Genomic DNA, 24,212 nt, shown 5'->3' with positions numbered 1-24,212 from the left:
TTTTTGAGTTTTATCTAATTTTTTATTAAATGATCACATCTATATTTATTTGATCTATTTGAATCACTTGCTAATCCAAACATATTTTGAACAGCTCCAACAACAATATCGCATTCCATATTTTTTGAAATATCTTTTAATTGTTTAGAAGGATTATGTAAATACTCAGTTATAACTGTTTGGCAAAGCTTTCTAATATTTTCTTCATCAGAAGCACTTATAAAACCTTTTTTAATTGCATTTTTTACTTTTTTATCAATAATATCTTCACCTTTTACATAAAGATGTTTTACTATCGGTTCAATTTCTAATGACTTTAACCACTCAAAAAATTCCACTGACATTCGACTTACAATTCCATATGCTGTTTTGGCTTGTTCAGCTCTTAAACTCATATTTTCATTTACAATATCTTGTAAGTCATCAACAGAATAAATTTTTAAATCACTTAAAGAAATATCTTCATCAATATCCCTAGGAACTGCTATATCAAACCAATATCTATCTATTGAAGCACTTGGTGCATTTTCTTTTGTAATAATTGGATATGGAGCTGATGTTGCTGTTATCATAACTGGAGTTTTTGCTAATAAATTTGATAATTCACTATAAGGTTCAACACTTACATGAACTTCAAAACTACTTGCTAAAATTTGAGCTTTTTTAATATCTCTACTTGTTAATACAACATCAAAACCAGATGAAATAAGATGCTTAATTGTAAGCTCACTCATTTCTCCTGCACCTATAACTAAAGCTTTTACGCCTTTTGTATTCCCAATAATATCTTTAGCTTTTGCAACAGCTGTTGAAGCAACAGAAACAGATCCTGTTCCTAAAGATGTTGCATTTCTAACATTTGCAGCACATTTAAACGCATAGTGCATAACTCTTGTTATATTTGAAGAACAATAATTTTTTGCTTGTGAAAATCTAAAAGCATCTTTTAATTGTCCTACAATTTGAGTTTCCCCAATAACCAAAGAATCAAGGGCAGAGGCTACAGAAAACAAGTGATGAACTGCACCATCATTATCATAAATATCGGCTCTTTCATATAGCACATCAAAATCAACTCCTGAATAAGAAGCTAATTTTTCTATAATATTTCTGGCACTTGCTTTAATACTTGAAGATCTAGTAATTATTTCAACTCTATTACAAGTTGATAATAAAACTACCTCTTTTGTACACTCATGTTCTAAAAGAACTCTAATAAATCTATCTTTATCTTCAGTACTACTAAAAGCTAGTTTTTCTCTCATTTTTATATCTATATTTTTATGAGAAAAACTAATTACTAAGTAACTCATCTAAAACTCTCTTTCAATCATTGCTTTCATAATAAATACTAAAGTTTCACTATCTTTTTCATCTTTTACTGCATTAATAGCGATATTTCCTATTTCCTTAGCTTGAGTAATAGAATCTTCTAAAGCTTTCGTAATATTCATTTGTTCTTTAATCCATAGACTTTCTTCAGCACTTAACTCTTTTTTATATAAAGCTTCTAATTTTGTTTTATTTTCTAATCTTTCGTGAAGTAAAAGATATGGAATGGTTACTTTACCCTCTACAAAATCTAACATTGCAGGTTTTCCCAAAGTTTGCGAATCTTGAGTGATATCTAAAATATCATCAATCATTTGAAAAGCAACCCCTAGATTTTTTCCATATAAAGCATATTTGTTTTCATCAAGTCCAGCTAAAATAGCTGCTGCTTTTGCTGCTGCTTCTATTAAAGAGCCAGTTTTTTTATAAATCATATCAAGATATTTATCATAAGAAGTATTAAAAGTATTAGCTAAATCCACATCTAACATCTCACCAATACTTAACTGAGTTACAGAGTTAGAAATAGTATATGCAACTCTTTTATCCATTAAAGTTAATTCTGTAAACGCTCTTGAGTATAAAATATCACCAAACATTATGGCTGTTTTATTATCAAATAAGGCATTAACAGAAGGTTTTCCTCTTCTTGTATTTGCTTCATCTATTACATCATCATGTAAAAGTGATGCTGCATGAATCATTTCAACAATTGCACAAAGTTTAATACTTTCATCAGATACACCTGCGATTTTTAAAATAAGTTTAGAACGCAACATTTTTCCTGTTGCTAATTTATCAAGTAAATCTAAACTTTTTTTATGATTACAAACTTCAACGAACGCTCTTATTTGATTTTTAACTTTTTCTAATTCTTCCACTTAAATCTTTACCTTATGAGTCTAATCTACAAATAATTTCACCTGTAAATTCTACATACAAACCTTTTTTCATAGCTTTTACTTCTGACATATTATCTAAAGTATAGTCCTTAATGTATTGATTGATATCAAAGTCTTCATCTTTATCTTTACTAATAATCATTTCTAAAACAGCTAATTTCTCAATAATTTTATCTATTTCTTCTTCAACGATATCTTTTGAAGCTTCTCTGCTTACATCAAAAAATTTTGATTTTGGGCTTCCCATAAAAATATCATCTTCATCTTCTTCAAACCAGTCTTTAAATGTTGACATTTGTCTATTCCTTTAATTTTTTCTTTTATATTATTTATATTTTATTTATTTTCAAGTCTTACTCTAACAGCTTTAGCGTGAGCTGTTAAACCTTCTGTATCTGCAAGTAAAGCACATGCTTCACCAAGCTCATTTATAGCATTTTTTGAGAAATTAATTATTGAGCTTTTTTTCATAAAATTTTCTACATTTAATGGACTATAAAACTTAGCTGTACTTCCTGTTGGAAGGGTATGATTTGGTCCTGCTAAATAATCACCAATTGGTTCAGGAGTATTTTCACCTAAGAAAATTGCACCTGCGTGTTTGATATATGGTAATAATTCAAAAGCATTTTGTGTCATTACTTCTAAGTGTTCAGGAGCAATTTCATTCATTAAATCTATTGCTTCTTCCATTGAAGAGGCCACAATAATTGCACCTCTATCTTCAATAGATTTTCTAGCAATCGTTTCTCTACTTAATGTTTTTAAATAGTTTTCTACCTCATCACTTGTTTTTAAAGCAACTTCTTCACAAGTTGTAATCATAATCGAACTAGCCATCTCATCATGTTCTGCTTGAGATAATAAATCAATAGCTAAATAGTGAGGTTTTGCTGTTTCATCTGCAAGAATTCCAATTTCACTTGGACCTGCAATCATATCAATATTTACTTCACCAAAAACAAGTTTTTTAGCAGTTGCTACAAAAATATTTCCGGGACCTGTAATCACATCAACTTTTGGAATAGTTTGTGTTCCATAAGCCATCGCAGCAATTGCAGAAGCCCCTCCAACTTTATAAGCTTTTTTGATTCCGCATAAGTGACAAGCTGCAAGTAAAAGTTCATTTACTTCATTATCAGGAGTTGGAGTACAAACAACTATCTCTTTAACACCAGCTACGATTGCAGGAATTGCATTCATTAAAAGTGAGCTTGGATATGCAGCTTTTCCACCAGGAATATAAAGTCCCGCTCTGTCAACTGCACTTACTTTTTGACCTAAAATAGTTCCATTTGATTCAAAATCTAACCAAGACTTTGGAAGTTGTTTTTCGTGGTAATTTTTAATTCTATCGTATGCTGTATGAAGTGCAGCTCTTAATTTTTCATCAATATTTTCATAAGCTTTTTTCATATCATCTGGATTTATCATTAAATCTTCATCTGATTTAACTTCCCATTTATCAAACTTTTGGATATGTCTTTTTAAAGCTGTATTTCCCTCAACAACTATTTCATCAATAATATTCATAACAATTGATGAAACACCTTTAATATCACTTTTAGCTCGGGCTAAAATTGCTTCAAACTCTTCTTCAAAATTGTTATCTTTTGTATTTATAATTTTCATTTATATTTGTCCTAAAATCTCTTTTACAATATCTTTTATATCTTTATTTTCAACATCAACAACTATTTTTGCAACTTTTTCATACTCTTTTGCTCTTGAATTATAAAGTTTAATTGCTTCTTCCATATTTTGTAAAAGTGGTCTTTTTTTTAATTTATTTTCTGCATTTGGTGCTTCATTTATTCTGTCCAATATACCTTGAAATGATGATTTTAGATAAACAACCTTTCCTATTTTGTTTATATTTTCTTGCTTATAAAATCCACCACCTGTTGAAATAATCGTGTTATTTACACTTTTTTGCAACCATAAAGCAGTTTTCTTTTCTAATGCTCTAAAATATGGTTCACCTTCAATTTCAAAAATTTTTTTGATTTTTCTGTTTTCCATACTCTCTATTAAATCATCAGTATCAATTGCAAACATATTAGATTTTTTCACTAATGCACGCGCAACTGTCCCTTTACCAACACCCATAAAACCTATTAATATTATATTGTTCTTTCTCATAGTTTTGGATTATATCTAAACTTATGTAAATTTTTATACTCTTATGTTTATTATTAACTTTATTTAGATAAAATAATTTTTTATACACAAGTTTAAAATAGGATAAAAATGGCCTTACAAAAACTAATATCAAATGTTATTGATTCAATAGAACATAATATTACCCTACAAGAAGTTTTAGATTCAATGATAAATAACAAAACTAAACATTTTGTTTTATTAGACAATAAAAAACCTGTAGGAATTATTACAGAAAGAGATAAGTAATTAATCAAAATTAATGTCTTGTTTTATAAGCTAGTTTTAGCTATAATACTATATGAGATATATAAGTAATTTAAATAATAAAACAGTAAAAGAATTAGAAAAAATAGTAAAAAATGGTAATTCATTGCAATTAAGACAAAGAGCTAAATCTATACTTTTAAGTAATGAAGGTATAACAGTAAAAGAGATATGCAAAATATTCAATAAGTCAACAAGAACAGTTTATAGATGGTTTGATAGATTCAAAGAAGAACAAATAGAAAATTTATCTGATGAAATTGGTCGTGGTAGAAAACCAGCACTAAATGAAAATGATATTGATAAAGTAAAAAAACTTATTGAAACAAATAGTATCAAAGAGACTTGTATAGCTCTTAATAAAGAGTCAAAAAGAGTTAAAAAAGTATCACCTCAAATCTTAAAAAGATATTTAAAAAAATATACAATATAGTTTTAAAAGAGCTAGAAACACTATATTTAAAGAGAAGAAGTGGATGAATTATTCTTCCAAAAAAGCTCAAATACTTAATGTTTTAAGCTGGTCTGCTAAAGATTGGATTGATACATATTATTTTGATGAGAGTGGTTTTTCACTTGATTCAAATATCCCTTATTATTGGTCACCAATAGGTAAGCCAGTAGAAATTCCATCAAATAGATTTGCAAAAAGAATAAATGTTTTAGGGTTTTTAAATACAAAGAATAATCATCTCTTTTCGAAAACTACAATAACAAAAGTAGATACACAAGTTGTTATAGATTTCTTTAATGATTTTGTAAATCAGATTACAAAAACTACTGTTGTCATACTTGATAATGCATCTATTCACACAAGTAAGCTTTTTAAAGCAGAGATAGAAAAGTGGGAGAAGCTTGGACTACAATTATTATTTTTACCACCATATTCACCTGAACTAAATAAAATAGAAATATTGTGGAAACATATGAAATATCACTATCATAAACTAGAAGCTTATTTATCATTTGATAATTTACATAAACATGTTAAAAATTTATTAGCTGGCTTTGGAACTAATTATGACATTAATTTTAAGTAGGTACTTATCTTATTTCTATACACTAAACATATTGATCTTAATTTAAAAGCTATTGATTTTGCAAAAAAATGTCTAATAACCAGTAAATCAAACAGAAAAGTAAATTATATTTTAGGACTTATGCTAAATCATAAAATAAGAAGAGTAGTTATAGTTGATTTAGAAGGAAACTATTTAGGAACAATTCTTCAAGAAAAAATTATTTATGAGTTTGAACAAGATATTTTTAAAACCCACACAAAAGCAAAAGATTTAATTAGAGTTAATTTAAAAGCATTTTTTGTACAAAAAGAAGCAAATATTCAAACTGCCATTGACCTAATGAGTGAAAAATATATTGGCTCTATTTTAATTTTTGATAACAATAAACCTATTGGAATTTTAACAGAGAGTGATATTATAAATCTTGCTCAAAAACATATTGACCCTTCTTTAAATATTCAAGAATTTATGCACAAAAATCTAGTTTGTTTTGATACAGAAGATTTACTTTATGATGTCGTAAATAAAATGAGAAAAGAAAATATCAGAAGAGCTGTAATTTATGACAGAATAAAAAAAGATTATTTTATTATCACTTCAAAAGATATCTTAAATAATATAAAAGGAAATTACAATCTATTTTTAGAGTCAAAATTAAGAGATGTTAAAAGTACTTTTAACTCTTTAAATGAAGCAGTTATTGAACTTTTTGATAACGAAGAAGAACAATTAATTTATTGGTTTAATAATAAAGCAAAAAAACTATTTGATATTCAAATAGATAAAAATATCACATCTGTAATTCCAGAACAAAGATGGAATTCAATTTATAAAAAAATTTTAGCAAATGATTTCCAAGAAAATGAAATTTTAGAGATAAATGACAATGTTTTTCAACTTACAGTTATGAATACAGTTTTACTTGATAGTTCAATTATAAAATTACTTTTTACAAATATTTCAGAAATTGCCCACACAAATAAACAAATAGAGAATAAATTTAAACTTTTATATGAAAATGTACCATATCCTTATCAGTCTTTGGATGATAAAGGATTATTAATCAATGTAAATAAAAAATGGTGTGATGTTACAGGTTATAGTAAAGATGAAGCTATTGGACAAAAATTTAGTATATTTACAGATGAATCATATGAAAGATTAAAAGCTTTATTTAAAATATTTTTAGAAAATAAAAAAGTTGAAAATGAAAAGATAAAAATAAAAAAGAAAAATGGTGAAATTATTCTTGCTAGTTTTACTGGAAATTTCTCAAATATAAACGGGGAGTTAAAAACCCATTGTATTTTTAAAGATATTACTGCTCAAGAAAAAATCGAAAAGAAACTGAAATTATCTGATATTGTATTTGAAAATACAAATGAAGGTATATTGATTACAAATAATAAAAATAATATCATCTCAATAAACAGTGCTTTTACAAAAATTACAGGTTATGAAGAAGCAGATATTATTAATAAAAATCCAAAAGTTTTAAAATCAGGCAAACATGATAAAGAATTTTATGAAAAATTATGGAGTGATTTACTAACAACAGGACAATTTAAAGGTGAAGTTTGGAATAGAAAGAAAAATGGTGAAATATATCCTGAATGGTTAAATATTTCTATCGTTAAAGATTCTTCTGGAAATATTTTAAATTATGTAGCAATTTTTTCAGATATTACAAAAATCAAAAAATCAAATGAAAGAATTGAATATTTGGCACATCATGATCCACTAACAAATCTACCAAATAGATTACTTTTAAAAGCAAGATTAGATCAATCTATTACTAGAGCAAGCATTTCAAAAGAAATTTTAGCTCTATTTTTCATAGATATTGATAATTTTAAAGTTATTAATGATACTTATGGACACTCAATTGGAGATAAAATTATCAATCTTGTAGCATCACGATTACAAAAAAATTTAAGAGCTGAAGATACAATATCAAGAATTGGTGGAGATGAGTTTGTTATAGTTATTGAAAACATTGACCAAGAAAGAAGTGTAGAAAAAATAGCTAATAAAATATTAGATGATTTTAAAGAACCTATAAAACTACAAGAATATCTTTTTGATGTAACTATAAGTATTGGAATATCTTTATTTCCTAACAATAGTCATGATGCAGAAGATTTAATAAAACATGCAGATACTGCGATGTATAGTGCAAAAAATGCAGGTAGAAATCAGTTTCAATTTTATAAAAATGAAATGACTTCTGAAATCTTTGAAAAAATAATTATGAAAAAAGAGATTTCAGATGCTTTAAAAAATGGTGATTTTGAAGTATATTATCAAGCTCAAATAAATATAAAAGAAAATAAAATAGTTGGATTAGAAGCTCTTGTTAGATGGAATTATAGAAATGGTAGATTAATTTTACCAAATGAATTTATAGCATATGCAGAGGAGACTAAATTAATTCTTCCATTAGGAGAATTTGTTTTGAAATCTGCTTGTAATTTTATAAAAAAACTTCAAAATATGAATTTAGCCCAAGGGGCAATTGTTGCTGTTAATATATCAAGTATTCAAATAAAAAATTGTGATATATTTGATCTTATATTAAATAGTTTAAAAAATTCAAATTTAGATGCAAAATATTTAGAAGTAGAATTAACAGAAAGCTATATTATGGAAAATACCGAGCAATCTCTTTTAACTTTAAATAAACTAAAAGACTTGGGTATCAAACTAGCTATAGATGATTTTGGAACTGGGTATTCATCTTTAAGTTATTTAAAAAAATTTCCAATTGATAAATTAAAAATTGATAAATCATTTGTTAATGAACTTCCAAATAATCCAAAAGATGTAGCAATTGCCCGAACTATTATAGCCCTTGCAAAAGGATTAGAAATGAAAACCATCGCAGAGGGTGTTGAACTACAAAAACAAAAAGATTTTTTAGAACAAGAAGAGTGTGATGAAATTCAAGGTTGGCTATATGGTAAAGCCTTAAGGGAAAATGATTTTATTGAGTTTGCAAAAAACTTTAAATAGATCCATATTTATTTTTATATCTTTCAAGCATAGAAATATTCCCTAATATCCCTCCTTGATGGATATATAGTATTTCAAAATCTTTTTCTTGCAAAGTTTCAAGATATTTTTCAAGACAAATCCAGCCCAAACTATCATATAAAAAATCAAACTCTATATTTGTTTGAGTTAAAAGTTCATTATGTATTTTATAAAACTCTTTATATAATTTTCCAAAATGATATTTTTTCTCTGCTTTTATTATTGTAGGGTGATTTTCTTTTTCAAGCATATTAAATTGTTTTTTTAAATAATCTTCATCACCAACACAAGCACATGTTAGAACTTCAAAGGGAAGATATTTTTGTAAATATAGTGCTGTAGTTCCCGTTCCACTTGGTAAAAAAATTTTTAGATTTTCTATTTTATTCTCATTTGCCCAAGATATTATCTCATTTGCTAATATTTCAATTCCAAAGCATGCTTCACTTACAGCACCACCTTCACTTATAAATAAAGTATCCTCTTCAAAAGTTTTAGGTAGCTCGGCATCAATTATATTCATTTTGTTTTCTAAAGCATATTTATAATTTCCACTTGGATTTTCTTTTAAAAAACTTGCAATATGATCAACATAATAATCAAAGGATAAATCTTTGATTTTACATAATACACTTAATGAATACATTGCATTTGACTGAGCTGAGCCATGGGAAACTACTTTTTTAATATTGGGAAAATCATTTTTTAAAAAGTAATAAAGTTTTCGAGCCTTATTTCCAGAGAAATCTTTATGCAATAAATCATCTCTTTTTATAAAATATTTTCTACTATTAAAAGTAATTTGTTCAATTGGGGAATTTATATAGTTCATAAAAAATTGTACCATCTATTAGCAAAAGTTTTGTACAATAACAAAAAAAATATTGGGGCTAAAAATGGATTTAATGAGTTATATTGATAAAGGTGGAGCTATAGTTTATATTTTAATAGCATTAAATATAATTGGGTTCACTATCATTTTATGGAAATTTTTCACACTTCCAAGAAAAAATGCAATCATTAGTAAAATAAAAAGTCGTGTAACTATTAACTCATCTGTATCTTCTCAAATTGAATATGAAGTAAAGAAATTAGAATCAGGTTTAACTATTATAAAAAACATCGCGATGGTTTCTCCCCTTTTGGGACTTTTAGGAACTGTAATTGGAGTTTATAAATCATTTGAAGCTATTACTCAAAATGGATTAGGCAATCCTACTATTTTTTCAAATGGTATTGGAATAGCACTTATTACTACAATTGCTGGTTTGATTGTTGCAATTCCTCATCAAATTGCTTACAACCATTTTATTGCTATGATTGATTCAATTGAATTAAAAGCTAAAAAAGAGATAGTTGGGCAAAACTAACATGAAAAGAAGAGAATCCTTAGGATTAGACTTAACACCTGTTATAGATGTTGTTTTTATTCTTCTAATATTCTTTATAGTTACCTCTGTTTTCAAAAAAGAAGAGTTAGCTTTGATGCTAGATTTACCAAAATCTAATGCTAAAGAGATGGAAATTCAAAAAGAGCAGGTATTTATAGAGTTAAGTCAAAACAAACTTGCAATAAAAGGGATTGAAGTATCTTTTGAATCATTAGAAGATAACTTAAAAGCAATAAAAGATAAAGAAAAACCCGTAATCGTGAGGATTGATAAGAAAGTAGAGTATGAAAGAGTTGTAAAAGTATTAGATTTATTACAAAAATATAACCTTTCAAACCTAGCATTAGTTACAAATGAAGAAAAGAAATAAAAAGAATTTGAAGAAATAATGAAAAAAATTCAATAAAAAAGTTTATTTTGTATTTTTTGTGCTATAATAACCACATTGAAAGATGGTTTAGGGTTCATCTATAGTTTATGTTTTTCTTGTAACGCTAGTTTTAAGTACACACTCAATCTAAAGAATTCTCAATTTTATATCTTCAACACTTTAGAAATGAAGTATATTTTAACAAAAAAGAAAAGGAGTTACAATGGCAACATTAGTAAACGGAACAGTAAAATGGTTTAATAGCGAAAAAGGTTATGGTTTTATCGAGCAAGATAATGGTGGAAAAGACGTTTTTGTTCATTACAGAAATATCAACAACACTGGTTATGGTAGAGTTTCATTAAATGACGGTCAAAAAGTTACTTTTGAAGTTGGTCAAGGTGAAAAAGGTTTACAAGCAGAAAACGTAACAGCTTTATAATTTTAGCTTTACTATTTAAAAAGGGAAAGAGTTTTACTCTTTCCCTTTTTTTTATGCTATTTTTCTTCTAATAAAGCATATTCTTCATCTGTAAAGATTCTTGACTTTGTAATAAATTGATAACCTAAGTCTATTTCTAGGGAAAATGAATTCCCAAAAGCAGATTTTTCAACTCTCACATCTATTGTAATATGAGAATGTTTAAAATATTCAAACTGATCTTTATCGATAAAAAATTCACATCCACAAATTTCACCTAATTTTACATTACGACTAGGAACATAAAAATCACCCTTTTCATAACACATGGGAGCAGTTCCATCACAGCAACCACCACTTTGATTAAAAACTAATTCACCATGTTCTGCTTTTAATTTTTCTATAACTTCAGCTGCAGCTGGTGTTACATCTACTCTTTTTATTGACATTTCAATATCCTTTATAAAGCAAAAAACCCATAGAATAAAATTCTATGGGTTTTTCTATTGTTTTTTAGAATTAAATCCTAAAAGAATCCTAATTTATTTTTATTGTATGAAGTTAAAATATTTTTTGTATGTCTATATGAATTTAACATCATCATATGTGTTTCTCTACCAATTCCTGATTTTTTGTATCCACCAAATGAAGCATGTGAAGGATAGATATGGTAACAATTTACCCAAACTCTACCAGCTTCAATTCCTCTTGAGAATTTATGTAATTGGTGAGCATCTCTTGACCAAACACCTGAACCTAAACCATAAATAGTGTCATTTGCAATTTCTAATGCTTCTTCTTCTGTTTTAAAAGTTGTAACTGCTAATACTGGTCCAAAAATTTCTTCTTGGAAGATTCTCATTTTATTGTGACCTTTAAATAAAGTTGGCTCAATATAATATCCATTTGGATTAGTTTCAGAATTATGAACATTTCCACCAATTAGTAATTCAGCACCCTCTTCTTTTCCTATTTTTATATATTCAGTAATTTTTTCTTTTTGACTTAATGAACATTGAGCACCCATCATACAATCTGTATCTAAAGGATTCCCTAATTTAATAGCCTTAACTCTTTCAAGTACTCTTGCCATAAATGGCTCATAGATTGATTCTTGAATTAATGCACGTGATGGACAAGTACAAACTTCACCTGAGTTAAATGCAAATAGAACTAAACCTTCAATTGCTTTATCAAAGAATTCATCATCAGCATCCATAATTGATTCCATAAAGATATTTGGAGATTTACCACCAAGTTCTAATGTTGAAGGAATAATATTTTCAGTTGCATATTGCATAATTAATTGACCAGTTGTAGTTTCACCTGTGAATCCAACTTTTTTAACTAATGGGTGAGTTGAAAGGAATTTACCAATTTTTCCACCTGCACCATTAATAATATTAATAACACCTTTTGGTAATACATCTTGTACTGCTTCCATTAATAATAAAATTGACATAGGAGTTGCAGATGCTGGTTTCATAACAACACAGTTTCCAGCAGCAATAGCAGGAGCTAATTTCCATGCAGCCATTAATAATGGGAAATTCCAAGGAATAATTTGAGCAACAACACCATAAGGCTCATGAATTTCTTGTGAAATTGTATTTTCATCTAAATCTGAAACTGTTCCTGATTCTGCTCTAATTACTGATGCAAAATATCTAAAATGATCAACAACTAAAGGAACATCTGCATTTAAAGTTTCTCTAATTGCTTTTCCATTATCTAAAGTTTCTGCAATTGCTAATTTTTCTAAATTAGCTTCGATTGCATCTGCCATTTTATTTAGTAAGTTACTTCTTTCAACAACTGAAGTATGTTTAAATGATTGAAATGCTTTATCAGCAGCTAGAATTGCAGCTTCAACATCTGCTTCATTTGATCTTGGAATTCTTGTTAAAACTTCACCATCAACAGGAGAAATGTTATCAAAATACTCACCACTTGTAGGAGCAAGCCATTCTCCACCAATGAAATTCTCATATTGAGTTTTGTATTGAGGTTTACTGTAAATCATTTTAATTTCCTTATTTTATTAATTTAATTTTTGGAAAAAGTGTTAAGTTTAAGAACTTATCTTTTCGCTTGATGAAATTCTACACGACATTTATAGCGTAAGTTTAGCATTAGTATAGCATGAGTATAGCGGTGCTAAGATTTGTTACAAATTCCCGTATTTTCGTACTTTTAATGAGTTTTTTTCCTTTGAAATTTTTAAAATATCTGCTACAATTTTTTTATGAAAACATATAATTACACACTTAACGATAAATCTTTAGATTCATTAATTGATTTTCCAGTTTTTGAAAAAGAAAAAAATATTTTAATTCAAATATTTTGTGGAGAAAAAAAAGATGTATTAGAAAAGATATTAAAAGAGATCACAAATAAATTGCCTCAAGCTATTTGTATTGGTTCATCAACAGATGGAGAAATTAATAATGCAGAAATTAGTATATTAAAAACTGTAATCTCTATTTCTACTTTTGAAAATACAACTTTAAAAACTACTCATATAGAAGAAAAAGATTCTTTTAAAAATGGTGCCTTACTTGCAAGTGAATTGTGCTGTGAAAATACAAAGTTATTACTTACTTTTACAGATGGTGATACTACAAATGGAGAAGAGTTCTTAAATGGAATTGCTTCTATTAATGAAAAGGTATTAGTTTCAGGTGGAATGGCTGGAGATAATGCACATTTTACACAAACATTTATTTCATCACAAAATAATATCTTAACACGTGGATCAGTTGGTGTTTCTTTTAATTCTGATATCTTAAAAGTTTACAATGCTTATAACTTCAATTGGTCACCAATTGGAATTGAACATGAAATTGAAGAAGTTGAGGGAAATAGAGTATATAAAATTTCAGGATTAACACCTTTGGATTTTTATGAAAAATATTTAGGCGAACATGTAGCTAGAACTCTTCCTGCAACAGGAATTGAGTTTCCTTTAATTGTTCAAAAAAACAATATTCCACTTGCTCGTGCTGTTATTGCAAAGCATGAAGATGGAAGTCTTAGTTTTGCTGGAAATTTATATAAAGGAGATATCGTTAAATTAGGTTTTGGAAATGTTGAATTAATGATGAATAATCCATTAAAGTCTTTATTTAGTAAATCTAAAATAAATAATACTGAATCATTTTTTATTTATGCATGTATGGCAAGAAGAAGATATATGCCAAATCTAATTGATACTGAAATTAGTCCTTTTTCCAAAATAGCTAGTACTTCTGGATTTTTCACATATGGTGAGTTTTATCATCATTATAGTCATAACGAATTGTTAAACCAAACATTAACTGTTCTTTCCTTAAGTGAAAAAGAAATCGAAGAAGAAGAAAAAGAAAATGAGGAAGAAAAAGAATCATCAACACTTAGTGATCATGCAAGAAGTTTACAAGCTCTAACTCATTTGATTCAACAATCTTCTGAAGATTATAATAAACAATCAAAAGAGTTAGAAAGTAAAAATATCTATGCACAAAATTTAATTACATCTCAAAAACAGTTTTTAAAATATGCAATTCATGAAACAAATACTCCATTATCTGTAATAATGGGAAATATTGATATGTTTGAAATGCAATTGGGAAAAAATAAATATCTTACAAATATTGAAATTGCAATGAAAAATATCTTTAGTATTTATGATGATTTGAGTTATCTTGTAAAAAAAGATCAAGTAAATAAAGCAACTCACACAATAAATTTAATAGATTTTATACGAAGTAGAATAGACTTTTTTACTCAAACTGCAATTAGATTTAAATCTAACTTTGAATTTATTCATGCAAGAGAAGAGATAATTATAAATTTCAATGAAATAAAACTTCAAAGAATTGTTGATAATAATCTTACTAATGCAATTAAATATACCCTTCCAAATGAAAAAATATACGTGATTTTAAAGGTCCATAAAAAAGATTGTGATTTAACAATAGAGAGTCGTTCAGCACAAATTCTTGATCCCCAAAAAATATTCGAAGAATATTATAGAGAAGAAGTTTCAAAAGATGGTTTTGGTCTTGGATTAAATTTAGTAAAAAGAATATGTAGTGAAGAAAATGTTGGGATAAAACTAGAATCAGGCGAAAATTGGGCCTCATTTACATATACATTTAAGGACGTATTATGAAAATATTATTAGTAGAAGATGACATTATGTTAAATGAAATGATTGCTGAATATATCACATCAACTGGACATATTATAAAAAGTGTAAAAACAGGTACAGAATCTTTACAGATTTTGGAAAAAGAGAAATTTGATTTGCTAATTTTAGATATAAATCTTCCTGATATTGATGGTTTTACTATTTTAGAAAAAATGCATGAACAAAAAAGAATGATTCCTACTATTTATATTTCTGCACTTATTGATATTGAAGATATTTCAAGAGCTTTTGATTTAGGCTGTTTTGATTACTTGAAAAAACCTTTTCATTTAAAAGAATTAACATTAAGAATCAATAAAATTTTAAAAACAAGAATAGTTCCTCAAACCCATAAAAGGTTATCAAAGCACTATAGTTTTGATTCAGAAAACATGACTCTTTTATACAATAATGAACCGCATATTTTACCAAAAAGACAACTTCAAATTATCGAACTTTTAGCCTTAAACAGAAGTTTAGTTGTTCAATACGATATGTTTAGAGATTATGTATGGAATGATGATTATATTGATAATGCAACTATTAGAGCTGAAGTAAATAGAGTAAAAACTGTTTTAAAAGAGGATTTCATTAAAAATATTCGAGGAAGCGGATATATGATTGAAAGACCTGAATAATTTTATTTAAAAGTCTTAACTTAATGAAAAGACTAAAATAAGTTTTTTTATAATAAAATCTTTTTTTACTAATAATTAAAAAAATCATAAAAATTAAAAATAGTGATTGGCCTATGAAAAAAAGAGATTTATTTATAATAGTTTATTGCATAATTATTGTTTTATCAGTTATGTATGCAACCCAACCACTTCAACCCCTTCTTGCAAAAGAATTTGATATATCTATAACAAAAGCATCTCAATTTACTGCAATTATAATGCTTTTTTTAGCAATATCTCCGATAATTTACGGATATATTTTAGAAAAAGTAAATGCCAAAAAGATGTTAATAAACTCTTCTATTATACTTTTTATTACTAATATATTTTTAGGATTATCAAGTTCTTATGAATTTTTCTTATTTTTTAGAACAGTAGAAGCCTTGGTTGTTCCTGCAATTTTAACTTCACTTATGAGTATCCTAGCAAATATAGATAAGGAAAATATAAAATTTAATATGTCCATTTATGTGGCATCAACTGTCTTTGGGGGACTTGTAGGAAGAATATTCTCAGGATTTATTGCAACTAATTTTTCTTATCAATTTGTATTTTATTCTTTATCTTTAGCTATTTTAGTTTCAATTTATTTTATCTCTAAATTATCATATGAAGGTGAAGCTACAATTGTAAAACCAAAAATAAATGATGTAACTGAAATATTAAAAGATAAAAGATTTTCAACAGTTTATATTTTGATGTTTTGTGTTTTTTTCGTTTTTGCAGGGGTTTTAAATATACTTCCTTTTAGAGTAAAAGAAATCTCATCTGATGTATCTGAATTTCAAATTTCTTTATTGTATTTGGGCTATGGAATGGGAATTTTAGTTTCTTTAAACTCAAGAAAGATTATCAAGTTTTTTAAAAATGAAATAAATACAGTTTTATTTGCTTTAGTTCTTTTTTTATTTATAACAATATTTTTAGTTATAAAAAATATTCTAATCTTATTTTTACTGATTTTCTTATTTTGTTTAGGAATGTTTACAGTTCATAGTGTAAGTACAGGATTAGCAAACTCTATGAAAGCATCTCAAAAATCACTAACATCTGGAATGTATTTAACATTTTATTATTTAGGTGGGGCTTTTGGTTCTTATATTCCATCTATTGTTTATGAAAAATTTGGATGGAATGCTGTGATATATATGTTTTGTATTATATTAATCATAAGTATGCTTTTACTTATAAGAAGAAAAAAACTATTTACTCATTTATAGTTAAAGGATTTACTTGGAAGTTATCACATTATTATTTGTTCTTAGCTCAATCATTATCATTTTAACTCCTGGACAAGATATGATGATGGTAATGTCTCAATCTATTTCACATGGTAAAAAAGCTGGAATTATAACTGCTCTTGGAGTTAGTTTTGGATTGTTAGGACATACTTTATTAGCAACAATTGGATTGGGTTCTTTACTTATGACCTCAACATGGTTATTTGATGTGATTAAATTTATTGGAGCTGCATATTTAATCTATATAGGTTATCAATTATTAGTAAGTAAAGAGCCTAAATTAGCCATAAAAACTCTTCCAAAAGCTTCATATAAGAAAATGTTTATACAAGGAGCTTTAACAAATATTATGAATCCTAAAATTGCCATATTTTATTTTTCATACCTTCCACAATTTGTCACTTTAAATGAAGGAAATCAATCTTTACAACTTTTTATTTTAGGAATTACATACGCAATATTAGCTTTTTTTATTAAAGCACCAATTGGTTTTATATCAGGAGTTTTGTCCCTTTGGATTAAGTCACGACCTATGGTTTTAAGATATATAAATAAAACAAGTGGAGTGATTCTTATAGGATTAGGTTTAAAATTAGCAACACAAGAAAGAGCGTAAAACCCTTTAAAATTTACATTACATAAAAGTTAAAGAATTTTTTCTATTTCTATAAAGAATTTTATCATCAGCAAAAACAACACTATCTTCTATTTTTTTATTTATAATTCCATGTTGCGGTGATTTTATACATACAGGATCAGCTGCATTCATATCACCTGTTAATGCAAACGCTTGACATCTACATCCTCCAAAATCTTTCTCTTTTTCATCACATGATCTACATGGTTCTTTCATCCAGCTATCTCCTCTAAAATAATTAAAAGCTGTTGATTCATTCCATATTTGCTCAATGCTAAACTCTTTTACATTTGGAAATGTAAGAGGCAGTGTATTTGCTGTATTACAAGGAAGTGCAATTCCATCTGGATTTATAGTTATAAATGTAGTTCCCCAACCATTCATACAGGCTTTTGGCCTAGTAGCAAAATAATCAGGAACAACAAAAAATACTTTCATATCTTTTCTTTTTTCTCTATAATAATTTGTAACTTTTCTGGCTTCTGTGATTTGTTCTTGAGATGGTAAAAGTGAATTAATATTTTTTAATGCCCATCCATAATATTGAATATTAGCAATTTCTAAATAATTTGCTCCTAATTTTTCCGCAAGCTCAATTATTTCTCCCACTTGATGAATGTTTTGTCTTGTGATACAAGTATTTATAATCAGCTGAAGTCCGGCTTCTTTCACCTCTTTTGCAAAAGCCATTTTTTCATCAAATGAATTTTTATTATTTGTAATTAAAGTCATAGTATCTCTATCATGAGATTGAATACCCAACTGAACTGTTTTAAGTCCTGCTTCTTTTAACTTAGCAACTATTCCTTTAGGAGCACCGACACCTGATGTTATAAGGTTTGTATAAAATTTTAAAAGATTTGCTTTTTCTACAATTTCAACTACATCTTTATTTAATAAAGGCTCACCTCCAGAAATCCCTAATTGAACAGCTCCCATAGCCCTTGCTTGCTCCATCACTCTAAACCAATCTTCTTTACTCATTGCATCTTTTGTACTTGCAAAATCAAGTTGATTATAACAGTATGCACACTCTAAGGGGCATTTGTGAGTTAACTCTAAAAGTATCCATAAAGGTGGTTTTATTTCATTATTCATAACATATCCAATTTCTATTTTTTGCTTCTTCTAAAAAGCTTTGTATATCTTGTGTTAAATCTTCAACTTCAAATTTTTCACATAAAATTTTATTTATACTTTTATCATCATTTTCACCCGTACAAAGTGCCAAAATTTCCCCTGCACTTTGATTTAGTTGAACCATTCCCTCAGGATAAAGCAATACATAACAGTTTTGTTTATCTTCCCATTGAAATTGAAAATTTGGATTTAATTTTATTTTTTTGTTTAAATTTTCCATGTTACCTACTTACAATTAAAATATGGTGGTCTTTTTAATTCATATGCTAAATATAAAGCATCGCACATTGTCCATAGAATATCAAGTTTAAACTGTAATATAGAAAAAGCTTTTTCTTGAAGTTCTCTTGTATTAAACTCTTCAAGTGTAATATTTAAACCATGTTGAACATCTCGTCTTGCTTCACTTAATCTTTTTTGAAAATATCTTAAACCTTTTTGCTCAATCCAAGGATAGTTATCTGGCCAAGTATTTAGCCTTTGTTGATGAATTTGAGGAGCAAACATTTCAGTTAATGAAGACATTGCAGCTTCTTTCCAAGGAGCATGCTTAGCAAAATTTACATAAGCATCAACTGCAAATTTAACAGATGGTAATAAAAATTTATGTGAAATCAAATCTTCTTTTTTAAGTCCAACAGCTTCACCTAACTCTAACCAAGCTTCAATTCCCCCACCAACACTATCATGGTCAAGTATTCTATCTATCCATTTTCTTCTATCTTCTAAACTAGGACAATTTGACATAATAGCTGCATCTTTAATAGGAATCATACATTGATAATAAAATCTATTTGCAACCCAACCTTGAATCTCTTCTTTAGTGCAAGAACCCTCATACATTCTTATATGAAAAGGATGATTTATATGGTACATACTTCCCATATTTCTAAGTTTTGTTTCAAATTCTTCTTTACTATAAGCTTCTTGCATTTTCTCTCCTTTTTATTAAGTGCTAAATTTAAATTTCTATACTCATACCATCATAAGATATTTCAATACCATGTGATATAAGTTCTTTATATTCAAGCGTTGATTCATCTAAGATAGGATTTGTATTGTTTATATGAATTAATATCTTTCTTGGTTTTTCTAAAGTATCTAAAACTTTTATTAAACCCTCTTCCCCATTTAATGGAATATGTCCCATTTCAGTTCCAAGTTTCTTTGAAAAATTTCCTTTTATCATTTCATCATTAGTCCAAAGTGTTCCTTCTAATAATAAAATATCAGCCTTTGCCATTTCTTCTAAGATATGCTCTTCAAGAACTCCAAGTCCAGGAAGATAAAAAAGTCTTTTTCCAGTTTTTTTATTTACAACTGTAACTCCAATATTATCGCCTTTTCTTGGCTTATCTCTATATGCTGAATAAGGCGGTGCATTTGAAATCAAAGAGTGTGCATAAAATTCATAAGAAGGCATCACTGGAATTTCAAATTTTGTTGTGCTATTTGGAATAATTTCATGCCAAAAAGTTCCGCCACCATCCCAATGTTTTAGCATTTTCATTAAAGGGAAAGATGTATTTAACTCTTCATTTACTTCTTTTGTGCAATATATTTGATGAGGACATCCCTCTCTTAACATCAAAAGTCCAGTTGTATGATCAATTTGAGCATCGTTAAAAATAATAGCTTTTATTTTTGTTTCTCTTGTTTTTGTAGGATGTAAAAAAGGTGAGTTATGAATTTGCTCTAAAATATCAGGAGAGGTATTAAATAAAACCCAATTTTCTCCATCTTCACTAACAGTAATTGAACTTTGTGTTCTTCTTTTAATTGTAGGTTTGCCTTCTCTATAACCCTTACAGTTATGACAATTACAATTAAACTGAGGAAGTCCTCCTCCTGCACTTGAACCTAAGATTTCTATTTTCATATTATTCCTAACTCTTTTTATAATTGAATCTATCTTTTATAAACTCAATAATAAAAAGAGCAAGAAAGGAAATAATCCCTTTCTTGCTAATTAAAACTTACAATTAAGACCTATTATTCATGACAAATATACATTGTCACTTCAAATCCGAATCTATTATCAACGAACATTGGTTTTTCCCATTTCATAATATTGCCCTCCTTTCATAAGATTTACATAAATCTATTTAGATTTATGTAGTTTAAATACGTGAACTGTTCCACCTTGATTTATGTTTTTGATTTGTTTTGCAACTTCTCCACCCCATAAAGGTACAGCTCCACCCCAACCTGAAACGATTGAGATAAATTGTTCACCATTTTGTTCCCAAGTAACAGGAGACCCAACGATTCCAGAACCAACTTGGAATGTATACAAGATTTCACCTGTTTCATCATCAAATGCTAATAATTTACCTTCAGGAGTTCCTGTAAATACAAGTCCACCAGCAGTTGTTAAAACTCCACCCCATAATGGTGCAGGGTTTTTATATTCCCATTTAACTTTTCCAGTTAATGGCTCGATTGCTTTTAAAGAACCAATATGGTCTTCAAATATTGGCTTGATTGTAAATCCAGCACCTAAGTAAGCAGCACCTTTTTTATAAGAAACAGGTTGATTCCAAATATCCATTCCCCACTCATTAGATGGAACATAGAAATTTTTTGTTTTTTGTGAATAAGCCATTGGCATCCAGTTTTTAGCTCCCAAGAATGCAGGAACTGCAAACACTGATGTTCCTTTAGACTCAGCTCCAGGATTTCCAGGTCTTCCCTCTTCTACATAAAGTGGTCTACCATCTTTTCCAATACCAGTTGCCCATGTAATATTCGAAACAAATGGGTTTGCAGTAACAAATTTACCATTAGTTCTATCTAATACATAGAAGAATCCATTTCTATCAGCAGTTGCTGCTAGTTTTTCTATTTTTCCATCTTTATTTGTATAATCAAATGAAATTAATTCATTTACACCATCAAAATCCCATCCATCATGTGGAGTTGTTTGAAAATGCCAAACGATTTTCCCAGTATCAGGGTCAAGTGCTAATCTTGAAGATGAATATAAGTTATCCCCTGGTCTTAAATGTGAATTCCAAGGAGCTGGATTTCCTGTACCCATAAAGATTAAGTTAGTATCAGGGTCATAAGTTCCACCTAACCAAGTAGCAGCTCCTCCTGATTTCCATAAATCTCCAGGCCAAGTTTTACCAGCTTCTCCACCAGTTATTCCATTTTCTTTCCCATTTAAGTAACCCATATGACCTTCAACAGTAGGTCTAGTCCATACAAGTTCACCTGTTTTAGCATTTCTAGCTTCAACTTTTCCAACAATACCAAACTCACCACCTGCAACACCTGTAATTACCATATCTTTTACAATCATAGGAGCAGCTGTTATTGAGTAACCATCTTTATACTCTTCTACTTTTTTCTTCCAAACTACATTTCCAGTTTTTCTATCAAGTGCAACTAATTTTGCATCAAGAGTTCCAAAAATAACTAAATTATCATAAATAGCAACACCTCTGTTGATAACATCACAACAAGGTAAAATTGCATCAGGAAGTTTTGCATCATATTGCCAAATTTCTTCACCATTTGCTATATTAATAGCAAAAACTCTAGAGTAAGAACCTGTAACATACATTACACCATCTTTGATAATTGGTTGAGATTCTTGTCCTCTTTGTTTTTCACCACCAAAAGAGAAATTCCACACAGGAACTAAATCTTTAATTGTTTTTTTATTAATTTGTTCAAGAGTTGAATATCTTTGACCTTGTTGTCCTAAACCATAAGTTAAAACATCTTCTGTAGACTTCGCATCATTTGAAATTTCAGTATAAGTAACTGGATTGTATGATGGTTCTATAACCTTACTTGTGTTACTATTTGCTTGAGCGCTAATTAGGGCACAAAGTGTAACGGCAGCGGCACTAGTTAGTAGCTTTTTTTTAATCATTTTCTCTCCTTAATTATTGTCTTAGCAAAAGTATACATGACATTTATAGCCTAAGTTTAGCCATGACTTACTTTTTTTGATTTAAACCCTACAAAGGCCATTATTAGGCTAATTACAAATGAAATTCCTAAAATTAGAAAGATTTCTAGCTCAAATTTTTCATAAAGTGAGAATCGTATAGCCTCTACAATATAAGTAAATGGATTATAAGAGGAGATATTAAACAAAAGAAGTGATGAATCTTTTATTTTCCAAAGTGGATAAAGTGCAGAACTTAGAAAAAACATAGGGAAAATCACAAAATTCATAACCGTTGCAAAGTTTTCCAACTGTTTTATAACCGATGAAATAAAAAGGGCAAAAGCATTTAAAATAATAGATGAAACTATAATAATAGGTATAGTTAAAATAATAGCTATATATGAAATATCAACACCATAAAGAATTGCAACTATTAAAAAAGTAATAGCTTGTAAAGTTGAAACAATTGCTGTTGCAAACATTTTACAAAATAGTAAATAGTTTCTATTTATATAAGAAGTTAAAAGTATTTTCATACTTCCCATTTCTCTATCAAATATCATAGTTAGTGAGCTTTGCATTCCATTAAAAAGTAAAACCATTCCAACAAGTCCTGGAACTATATATGTTTCATAAGTTATATAAGTTTCATAGGGAGGAATAATTGCAAGACCTAAAGCAGTTTTAAATCCAACTGAAAAAATAAATAGCCATAAAAGTGGTCTAACAAGAGCTGAAAAGAATCTACTTTTTTGTTTTAAAAATCTTATTAGCTCTTTATAAACAATTCCTTTCATACAATATATATATTTTTTCATTTTCTACCTTACTAAATAGTTGAAAGTTTCAACTAAGTTTTCTTTTTTGTGTTTAGCAATAATATTTTTTACAATTCCTGATTCTATGATTTTCCCTGTTTTAATTAAAGTTACATTATCATCTTCTTCAATTTCATCAAATAAATGAGTAATCCACAATACAGATATGTTTTTTGTAAGAACAAGCTGTCTTACATACTCCAAAATATCAAATCTGCTTTTTAAATCAAGTCCAACAGTTGGCTCATCAAGTAAAAGTAATTTTGGTTTATTTATTAAAGCTCTTAAAATTTCAACTCTTCTTCTATGACCTCCATTTAAATTTCGTACTTGAGTATCTAAATGATTTTCTAGTTCAAGTTTTTTGATTTCATCTTCTATTGAAAAAAGTGTTTGTTTGAAATCAAGACCTTTTAAAGAACCATAATAATAAAGGTTTTGTTTTACAGTTAAATCTAAATCCAAAGTTGGTTCTTGGAAAACAATTCCAATATCTTTTAAGGCATTTGAGTAATCTTTTATTGGAAAGTTATTGATAGATATTTCTCCAACTACAAGATTTTGTAATCTTGTAATTAAAGAAAAAATTGTAGATTTACCAGCACCATTAAGTCCTAATAAAACGCTAAAAGTTCCTTCTTCAATAGAAAAATTGATATTATCTAAAACCTTTTTCTTTCCGTAGGAAAAATCAATATGATTTATTTCTAAAATATTTTTTTTCAT

General features: G+C 27.8%; 27 protein-coding genes. 11 read left to right on the top strand and 16 right to left on the bottom strand.

Annotated elements, in window-relative coordinates:
• Nucleotides 1-14: 14 nt before the first annotated feature.
• The 5 genes from hemA to AACT_RS03145 are packed head-to-tail and all read right to left on the bottom strand — an operon-like array spanning nt 15 to nt 4,376.
• Entirely contained in the window at nt 15-1,313 is a 1,299-nt protein-coding gene (hemA, locus tag AACT_RS03165; RefSeq protein ID WP_172124892.1) for a glutamyl-tRNA reductase, read from the bottom strand.
• On the bottom strand, nt 1,314-2,213 hold the full coding sequence (locus tag AACT_RS03160) for a polyprenyl synthetase family protein (protein WP_172124890.1): 900 nt from the start codon (nt 2,211-2,213) through the stop codon (nt 1,314-1,316).
• Between the two features lie 13 nt (nt 2,214-2,226).
• Nucleotides 2,227-2,529 carry a DUF2018 family protein gene (locus tag AACT_RS03155; RefSeq protein ID WP_172124888.1) on the bottom strand — a complete coding sequence of 101 codons (303 nt, stop codon included), beginning with the start codon at nt 2,527-2,529 and terminating at the stop codon, nt 2,227-2,229.
• Between the two features lie 41 nt (nt 2,530-2,570).
• Entirely contained in the window at nt 2,571-3,866 is a 1,296-nt protein-coding gene (hisD, locus tag AACT_RS03150) for a histidinol dehydrogenase (protein WP_172124886.1), read from the bottom strand.
• Nucleotides 3,867-4,376, bottom strand: a complete 510-nt coding sequence (locus tag AACT_RS03145; protein WP_172124884.1) for a shikimate kinase — start codon at nt 4,374-4,376, stop codon at nt 3,867-3,869.
• 108 nt (nt 4,377-4,484) lie between these two features.
• On the opposite strand from AACT_RS03145, the gene AACT_RS03140 reads away from it, so the two are divergent.
• The 4 genes from AACT_RS03140 (at nt 4,485) to AACT_RS03125 (ending at nt 8,695) form a co-directional block, all read left to right on the top strand.
• A complete protein-coding gene (locus tag AACT_RS03140) occupies nt 4,485-4,643 on the top strand; it encodes a CBS domain-containing protein (protein WP_172124882.1) in 159 nt (52 codons plus the stop codon).
• Between the two features lie 52 nt (nt 4,644-4,695).
• A complete protein-coding gene (locus AACT_RS03135) occupies nt 4,696-5,094 on the top strand; it encodes a helix-turn-helix domain-containing protein (protein ID WP_172124295.1) in 399 nt (132 codons plus the stop codon).
• A gap of 43 nt (nt 5,095-5,137) precedes the next feature.
• Nucleotides 5,138-5,701 carry an IS630 family transposase gene (locus AACT_RS03130; RefSeq protein WP_172124293.1) on the top strand — a complete coding sequence of 188 codons (564 nt, stop codon included), beginning with the start codon at nt 5,138-5,140 and terminating at the stop codon, nt 5,699-5,701.
• Between the two features lie 120 nt (nt 5,702-5,821).
• Nucleotides 5,822-8,695, top strand: coding sequence for an EAL domain-containing protein (locus AACT_RS03125; RefSeq protein ID WP_172124880.1), 2,874 nt, complete (start codon nt 5,822-5,824; stop codon nt 8,693-8,695).
• Here AACT_RS03125 and AACT_RS03120 read toward each other — a convergent pair.
• Complete coding sequence (locus tag AACT_RS03120) at nt 8,688-9,548, bottom strand: 1-aminocyclopropane-1-carboxylate deaminase (protein WP_172124878.1); 861 nt, start codon at nt 9,546-9,548, stop codon at nt 8,688-8,690. The two genes, AACT_RS03125 and AACT_RS03120, sit on opposite strands and share 8 nt — an antisense overlap.
• Nucleotides 9,549-9,612: 64 nt before the next feature.
• Between AACT_RS03120 and AACT_RS03115 the strand changes: the two genes are divergently transcribed.
• The 3 genes from AACT_RS03115 to AACT_RS03105 all read left to right on the top strand — a co-directional run bounded on the left by AACT_RS03115 (nt 9,613) and on the right by AACT_RS03105 (nt 10,919).
• The gene (locus tag AACT_RS03115) at nt 9,613-10,086 is read left to right on the top strand and encodes a MotA/TolQ/ExbB proton channel family protein (protein WP_172124876.1); all 474 of its coding nucleotides are present in this window, start codon (nt 9,613-9,615) and stop codon (nt 10,084-10,086) included.
• 1 nt (nt 10,087) lies between these two features.
• Complete coding sequence (locus AACT_RS03110; RefSeq protein WP_172124874.1) at nt 10,088-10,477, top strand: biopolymer transporter ExbD; 390 nt, start codon at nt 10,088-10,090, stop codon at nt 10,475-10,477.
• A 223-nt stretch (nt 10,478-10,700) separates the two neighbouring features.
• Nucleotides 10,701-10,919 carry a cold-shock protein gene (locus AACT_RS03105; RefSeq protein ID WP_172124872.1) on the top strand — a complete coding sequence of 73 codons (219 nt, stop codon included), beginning with the start codon at nt 10,701-10,703 and terminating at the stop codon, nt 10,917-10,919.
• Nucleotides 10,920-10,975: 56 nt separating this feature from the next.
• On the opposite strand, the gene AACT_RS03100 is transcribed toward AACT_RS03105, so the two are convergent.
• The gene (locus tag AACT_RS03100; protein ID WP_172124870.1) at nt 10,976-11,347 is read right to left on the bottom strand and encodes a DUF779 domain-containing protein; all 372 of its coding nucleotides are present in this window, start codon (nt 11,345-11,347) and stop codon (nt 10,976-10,978) included.
• A 77-nt stretch (nt 11,348-11,424) separates the two neighbouring features.
• Nucleotides 11,425-12,921, bottom strand: coding sequence for an aldehyde dehydrogenase family protein (locus AACT_RS03095; RefSeq protein WP_172124868.1), 1,497 nt, complete (start codon nt 12,919-12,921; stop codon nt 11,425-11,427).
• A gap of 222 nt (nt 12,922-13,143) precedes the next feature.
• Here AACT_RS03095 and AACT_RS03090 point away from each other — a divergent pair, with 222 nt between their 5' ends.
• The 4 genes from AACT_RS03090 (at nt 13,144) to AACT_RS03075 (ending at nt 17,603) form a co-directional block, all read left to right on the top strand.
• Nucleotides 13,144-15,051, top strand: a complete 1,908-nt coding sequence (locus AACT_RS03090; RefSeq protein ID WP_172124866.1) for an FIST N-terminal domain-containing protein — start codon at nt 13,144-13,146, stop codon at nt 15,049-15,051.
• Complete coding sequence (locus AACT_RS03085; RefSeq protein ID WP_172124864.1) at nt 15,048-15,707, top strand: response regulator transcription factor; 660 nt, start codon at nt 15,048-15,050, stop codon at nt 15,705-15,707. The genes AACT_RS03090 and AACT_RS03085 overlap by 4 nt, the downstream gene beginning before the upstream one ends.
• Nucleotides 15,708-15,820: 113 nt before the next feature.
• A complete protein-coding gene (locus tag AACT_RS03080; RefSeq protein ID WP_172124862.1) occupies nt 15,821-16,966 on the top strand; it encodes an MFS transporter in 1,146 nt (381 codons plus the stop codon).
• Nucleotides 16,967-16,979: 13 nt separating this feature from the next.
• Nucleotides 16,980-17,603: a LysE family translocator gene (locus tag AACT_RS03075; RefSeq protein ID WP_216658215.1), complete on the top strand. Its 624-nt coding sequence runs from the start codon at nt 16,980-16,982 to the stop codon at nt 17,601-17,603.
• An 18-nt stretch (nt 17,604-17,621) separates the two neighbouring features.
• On the opposite strand, the gene pqqE is transcribed toward AACT_RS03075, so the two are convergent.
• The 8 genes from pqqE to AACT_RS03035 all read right to left on the bottom strand — a co-directional run bounded on the left by pqqE (nt 17,622) and on the right by AACT_RS03035 (nt 24,212).
• The gene (gene pqqE / locus AACT_RS03070) at nt 17,622-18,722 is read right to left on the bottom strand and encodes a pyrroloquinoline quinone biosynthesis protein PqqE (protein WP_172124860.1); all 1,101 of its coding nucleotides are present in this window, start codon (nt 18,720-18,722) and stop codon (nt 17,622-17,624) included.
• The gene (pqqD, locus tag AACT_RS03065) at nt 18,715-18,984 is read right to left on the bottom strand and encodes a pyrroloquinoline quinone biosynthesis peptide chaperone PqqD (protein WP_172124858.1); all 270 of its coding nucleotides are present in this window, start codon (nt 18,982-18,984) and stop codon (nt 18,715-18,717) included. Before pqqD ends, pqqE begins: the two co-directional genes overlap by 8 nt.
• A gap of 5 nt (nt 18,985-18,989) precedes the next feature.
• Nucleotides 18,990-19,697: a pyrroloquinoline-quinone synthase PqqC gene (pqqC, locus tag AACT_RS03060; RefSeq protein ID WP_172124856.1), complete on the bottom strand. Its 708-nt coding sequence runs from the start codon at nt 19,695-19,697 to the stop codon at nt 18,990-18,992.
• Between the two features lie 28 nt (nt 19,698-19,725).
• Complete coding sequence (gene pqqB, locus AACT_RS03055; protein ID WP_172124854.1) at nt 19,726-20,643, bottom strand: pyrroloquinoline quinone biosynthesis protein PqqB; 918 nt, start codon at nt 20,641-20,643, stop codon at nt 19,726-19,728.
• Nucleotides 20,644-20,756: 113 nt separating this feature from the next.
• Nucleotides 20,757-20,831 (bottom strand): pyrroloquinoline quinone precursor peptide PqqA, encoded by a 75-nt coding sequence (pqqA, locus tag AACT_RS15700; RefSeq protein WP_128357823.1) that lies wholly within the window; start codon nt 20,829-20,831, stop codon nt 20,757-20,759.
• 34 nt (nt 20,832-20,865) lie between these two features.
• Nucleotides 20,866-22,647 carry a methanol/ethanol family PQQ-dependent dehydrogenase gene (locus tag AACT_RS03045; RefSeq protein ID WP_172124852.1) on the bottom strand — a complete coding sequence of 594 codons (1,782 nt, stop codon included), beginning with the start codon at nt 22,645-22,647 and terminating at the stop codon, nt 20,866-20,868.
• Nucleotides 22,648-22,703: 56 nt separating this feature from the next.
• On the bottom strand, nt 22,704-23,486 hold the full coding sequence (locus AACT_RS03040; protein WP_172124850.1) for an ABC transporter permease: 783 nt from the start codon (nt 23,484-23,486) through the stop codon (nt 22,704-22,706).
• Nucleotides 23,487-23,489: 3 nt separating this feature from the next.
• A complete protein-coding gene (locus tag AACT_RS03035; RefSeq protein ID WP_172124848.1) occupies nt 23,490-24,212 on the bottom strand; it encodes an ATP-binding cassette domain-containing protein in 723 nt (240 codons plus the stop codon).

Origin of the sequence: Arcobacter acticola (assembly GCF_013177675.1) — a bacterium.
Classification (GTDB): Bacteria; Campylobacterota; Campylobacteria; order Campylobacterales; family Arcobacteraceae; genus Aliarcobacter; species Aliarcobacter acticola.
The sequence above is the reverse complement of the archived record's forward strand: the minus strand, read 5'-3'. Positions and strand labels throughout refer to the sequence as shown.